Raw genomic sequence first — 4553 nt, forward strand, 5'->3', positions numbered from 1 at the left:
GAGGCCTACCGCACCCGGGCGGCCGGGATCCGGGGCGTGCTGGCGTACCGGGAGGCCGGAGCGGACCGGCCGTCCTGGTATGTGGGACGGCTGCCCGGTACGCAGGACGGGCACGGCGGGCTGTGGCGGCAGGACACCGGGCGGACCCGGGAGGCCCGCTGCGGCGCCGACGCCTCGAACCGCTGCTGGGCACGGGAGCCGGGCTCCCTGTCCTACTGGCGGGAGACCGGCGAGGTGTGGTCGCTGTCCGACCGCATGCTGTTCGCGCTCCCCCTGGCCGGCCTGGACCGCCCCTTGGACTGACCCGACGGGTCCGTCGGGGCCACACCCCCGGACCCGACCCCGCGCCGTCCGAGAGCTCGCCCGCGCCCCATCGGCCCCGGCCCCATCCCAACCCCCGGCCGCGCTCCCGCCTTCACGCGTCGACAGACCAGGCGGCGGGATGATTCCCTGGCCCGCATGAGCAGCGTTCCCGTCACCACGTGGTCCCTGGAGCAGACGTCCCCGGCCGACCTCCTGCCCGCCGCCGCCCCCGACGGCGAGGTCCGGATCGTCCGCGCCGAGGTGCCCTCCCCCGAGTTCAGCCGGTTCCTGTACGCCTCGGTCGGCGGCGACATCCACTGGACCGACCGGCTGGGCTGGGCGTACGCGCGCTGGCAGGAGTACCTGGAGCGGCCCGGCGTGGAGACGTGGGTGGCCTACGACCGGGGCACCCCGGCCGGTTACGTCGAACTGGAGCCGCAGGACGACGGAGTGGTCGAGATCGTCTACTTCGGGCTGATCCCCGCCTTCCGCGGCCGGCGCATCGGCGGCCATCTGCTGGCCTACGGCACGGCCCGCGCCTGGGACCTGGCCGAGCGGTGGCCTGGGCGGACGCCGACGAAGCGGGTGTGGCTGCACACGTGCAGCAAGGACGGCGAGCACGCGATGGACAACTACCTGCGGCGGGGCTTCAAGCTGTTCGACACCAAGGTGGAACCGGAACCGGAGGTGGCCACACCGGGGCCGTGGCCCGGCGCATACCCCGCCTGACCTGCCAAGACAAGCCGTCCGGCGGCACATGTGAGCGACACCACCCTCGTCTCGCATAGCGGGACATCAATGTCCGGATGATGGACGAAGCTGGACGGTGTTCAGATCGCCGTGACACGCTTCCGTCATGTCTGGAACTGGAATTGCCTTGGTGAGTCGGCGGCACGTCGACCTCGGCCGCATGTCCAGCGCCATCTGTCCGGTGGGCTGACGCCTCCCAGCACCGCCGCACACCCCGTCCCCTTCCTTGCGCGCAAAGCCGCGCACGCCTGCCCGCGTGCGCGCGTCCGCGCAGGTCAGAGCTGATTCCCACCGGTCCCGAAGGACGTAGAACCATGGCCGCCACCCCACCGAACCCCGCCGCCTCCGCGCCCCGCCGCAAGGTGAGCCGTCACCGCGGCGAGGGCCAGTGGGCCGCCGGCCACTTCACGCCGCTCAACGGCAACGAGCAGTTCAAGAAGGACGACGACGGTCTCAATGTGCGGACACGCATTGAGACGATCTACTCCAAGCGCGGCTTCGACTCGATCGACCCCAACGACCTGCGCGGCCGGATGCGCTGGTGGGGGCTGTACACCCAGCGCAAGCCCGGGATCGACGGCGGCAAGACGGCGATCCTGGAGCCCGAGGAGCTCGACGACAGCTACTTCATGCTGCGCGTCCGCATCGACGGCGGGGCGCTGACCACACGGCAGTTGCGGGTCATCGGCGAGATCTCGCAGGAGTTCGCGCGCGGCACGGCGGACATCACCGACCGGCAGAACGTCCAGTACCACTGGATCCGGATCGAGGACGTGCCCGAGATCTGGGACCGGCTGGAGAGCGTGGGCCTGTCCACCGTGACCGCCTGCGGTGACACCCCGCGCGTGATGATCGGCTCCCCGGTGGCGGGCATCGCCGAGGACGAGATCATCGACGCGACGCCGGCGCTGGAGGAGATGAAGCGCCGCGTCCTGAACAACAAGGCCTACTCCAACCTCCCCCGCAAGTTCAAGACGGCCATCTCGGGGTCGCCGCTGCTGGACGTGGTGCACGAGATCAACGACGTCGCGTTCGTCGGCGTCCGCCACCCCGAGCACGGGCCGGGCTTCGACGTGTGGGTGGGAGGCGGACTGTCCACCAACCCCAAGCTCGGTGTGCGGCTGGGCGCCTGGGTGCCGATCGACGAGGTGCCGGACGTCTACGAGGGCGTCATCTCGATCTTCCGTGACTACGGTTACCGGCGGCTGCGCAACCGCGCCCGGCTGAAGTTCCTCGTCGCCGACTGGGGCGCGGAGAAGTTCCGGCAGGTGCTGGAGGACGAGTACCTGAAGCGCAAGCTGGTCGACGGGCCCGCCCCGGAGCAGCCGGTGCGGCAGTGGCGCGACCACATCGGCGTGCACCGGCAGAAGGACGGCCGGTTCTACGTCGGTTTCGCGCCGCGGGTCGGCCGGGTCGACGGCGCCACGCTCACCAAGGTCGCCGACCTCGCCGAGGCGCACGGCTCGGGGCGGGTCCGCACCACCGTCGAGCAGAAGATGATCATCCTCGACGTCGAGCAGGACAAGGTCGACTCGCTGGTGGAGGGCCTGGAGGCGCTGGACCTCACCGCCCGGCCGTCCTCCTTCCGGCGCGGCACCATGGCCTGCACCGGCATCGAGTTCTGCAAGCTCGCCATCGTGGAGACCAAGCAGCGCGGCTCCCAGCTGATCGACGAACTCGAGCGCCGTCTGCCGGAGTTCGACGAGCCGATCACCATCAACCTCAACGGCTGCCCGAACGCCTGCGCCCGTATCCAGGTCGCGGACATCGGCCTCAAGGGCCAGCTGGTCCTGAACGACCGGGGCGAGCAGGTCGAGGGCTACCAGGTGCACCTGGGCGGCGCCCTCGGCCTGGAGGCCGGCTTCGGCCGCAAGGTGCGCGGTCTGAAGGTGACGTCCGAGGAACTGCCCGACTACATCGAGCGGGTGCTCAAGCGCTTCCAGGCCGAACGCGAGGACGGCGAACGGTTCGCGACGTGGGCGGCGCGCGCTTCCGAGGAGGCGCTGTCGTGAGCGAGCGGGCCGCGCCCTTCTACTGCCCCTATTGCGGCGACGAGGACCTGCGCCCGAGCGGTGAGGGTCACGGCGCCTGGGAATGCGGGGCGTGCAACCGCGCATTCCAGCTGAAGTTCCTGGGTCTGCTGGCCCGGGGCGTTCAGCGAGCCGACCACGGAGGGGACGATCGGATATGACGACTCGGGACGAGTGGTCCGCCGAGGAGTTGAAGGCCCTCGCCGAACGGGCGGGCCGGGAGCTGGAGGAGGCCTCCGCGCTGGAGATCCTCCAGTGGGCGGTGGACACCTTCGGTGAGGAGTTCTGCGTCACCTCCTCCATGGAGGACGCGGTGGTCGCCCACCTCGCCTCGCGCGTGCGCAAGGGCGTGGACGTCGTCTTCCTGGACACCGGCTACCACTTCCCGGAGACCATCGGCACCCGGGACGCGGTGGAGGCCGTGATGGACGTCAACGTCATCACCCTCACCCCGCGCCAGACGGTCGCCGAACAGGACGCCCAGTACGGCCCGAAGCTGCACGACCGCGACCCCGACCTGTGCTGCAAGCTGCGCAAGGTCAGGCCCCTCGAGGAGGGACTGGCCGGCTACCGGGCCTGGGCGACCGGACTGCGCCGCGACGAATCCCCGACCCGGGCGAACACCCCCGTCGTCGGCTGGGACGAGAAGCGGCAGAAGGTCAAGGTCTCGCCGATCGCCCGCTGGACCCAGGACGACGTGGACGCCTACATCACCGAACACGGCGTGCTGGCCAACCCGTTGCTGATGGACGGCTACACCTCCATCGGCTGCGCCCCGTGCACCCGCAGGGTCCTGGAGGGCGAGGACGCGCGCGCCGGCCGCTGGGCGGGACGCGCCAAGACCGAGTGCGGGCTGCACGGATGACGAACGATCGGATCCAGGAGATGCACGTGACGACCGGAGCCACCGTCTGGCTCACGGGTCTGCCGAGCGCCGGCAAGACCACCATCGCGTACGAGCTGGCGGGCCGGCTGCGTGCCGAGGGCCACCGCGTCGAGGTGCTCGACGGCGACGAGATCCGCGAATTCATCTCGGCCGGGCTCGGCTTTTCCCGGGAGGACCGGCACACCAACGTCCAGCGCATCGGCTTCGTCGCCGAACTGCTCGCCCGCAACGGCGTCAAGGCGCTGGTGCCGGTGATCGCGCCGTACGCGGACAGCCGGGAGGCCGTGCGCAAGCGGCACGCGGGGAACGGGACGCCGTATCTGGAGATCCATGTGGCGACCCCGGTCGATGTGTGCAGCGTGCGCGATGTGAAGGGCCTGTACGCCAAGCAGGCCGCGGGCGAGCTGTCCGGGCTCACCGGGGTCGACGACCCGTACGAGGAGCCCGAGACGCCCGATCTGCGGATCGAGTCGCAGCACCAGACGGTCCAGGAGTCCGCGGCGTCGGTGTACGCGCTGCTGAGCGAGAGGGGACTGGCATGACCACGGTCGCCAAGACGGAGGGCGGCACCGAGAGCCCGTACG

The 4553-nt window shown here is 70.8% G+C and carries 6 protein-coding genes and 1 pseudogene; all 7 read left to right on the forward strand.

The window, feature by feature from the left end; all coding sequences use genetic code 11:
* A pseudogene (locus tag H5J33_RS24565) lies at nucleotides 1–303 on the forward strand (hypothetical protein); the annotation flags it as partial.
* 156 nt (nucleotides 304–459) lie between these two features.
* The gene (locus H5J33_RS24570; RefSeq protein WP_181797058.1) at nucleotides 460–1032 is read left to right on the forward strand and encodes a GNAT family N-acetyltransferase; all 573 of its coding nucleotides are present in this window, start codon (nucleotides 460–462) and stop codon (nucleotides 1030–1032) included.
* 127 nt (nucleotides 1033–1159) lie between these two features.
* Nucleotides 1160–1243, forward strand: coding sequence for a putative leader peptide (locus H5J33_RS38755; protein WP_350969053.1), 84 nt, complete (start codon nucleotides 1160–1162; stop codon nucleotides 1241–1243).
* 124 nt (nucleotides 1244–1367) lie between these two features.
* A complete protein-coding gene (locus H5J33_RS24575; protein ID WP_181797059.1) occupies nucleotides 1368–3065 on the forward strand; it encodes a nitrite/sulfite reductase in 1698 nt (565 codons plus the stop codon).
* The gene (locus H5J33_RS37745; RefSeq protein ID WP_030777841.1) at nucleotides 3062–3244 is read left to right on the forward strand and encodes a hypothetical protein; all 183 of its coding nucleotides are present in this window, start codon (nucleotides 3062–3064) and stop codon (nucleotides 3242–3244) included. The genes H5J33_RS24575 and H5J33_RS37745 overlap by 4 nt, the downstream gene beginning before the upstream one ends.
* Entirely contained in the window at nucleotides 3241–3948 is a 708-nt protein-coding gene (locus H5J33_RS24580) for a phosphoadenylyl-sulfate reductase (protein WP_181797060.1), read from the forward strand. The genes H5J33_RS37745 and H5J33_RS24580 overlap by 4 nt, the downstream gene beginning before the upstream one ends.
* Before the next feature lie 26 nt (nucleotides 3949–3974).
* A complete protein-coding gene (gene cysC / locus H5J33_RS24585; RefSeq protein WP_309485481.1) occupies nucleotides 3975–4511 on the forward strand; it encodes an adenylyl-sulfate kinase in 537 nt (178 codons plus the stop codon).
* The last annotated feature ends 42 nt before the right edge of the window (nucleotides 4512–4553 follow it).

Source organism: Streptomyces sp. WELS2 (assembly GCF_013870595.1).
Classification (GTDB): domain Bacteria; phylum Actinomycetota; class Actinomycetes; order Streptomycetales; family Streptomycetaceae; genus Streptomyces.

Bases quoted from the DNA above. Each gene is read 5' to 3' on its own strand.
- H5J33_RS24580 (WP_181797060.1), top strand. From the start codon at position 3,241: ATGACGACTCGGGACGAGTGGTCCGCCGAGGAGTTGAAGGCCCTCGCC.
- H5J33_RS38755 (WP_350969053.1), top strand. From the start codon at position 1,160: ATGTCTGGAACTGGAATTGCCTTGGTGAGTCGGCGGCACGTCGACCTC.
- H5J33_RS24570 (WP_181797058.1), top strand. From the start codon at position 460: ATGAGCAGCGTTCCCGTCACCACGTGGTCCCTGGAGCAGACGTCCCCG.
- H5J33_RS24575 (WP_181797059.1), top strand. From the start codon at position 1,368: ATGGCCGCCACCCCACCGAACCCCGCCGCCTCCGCGCCCCGCCGCAAG.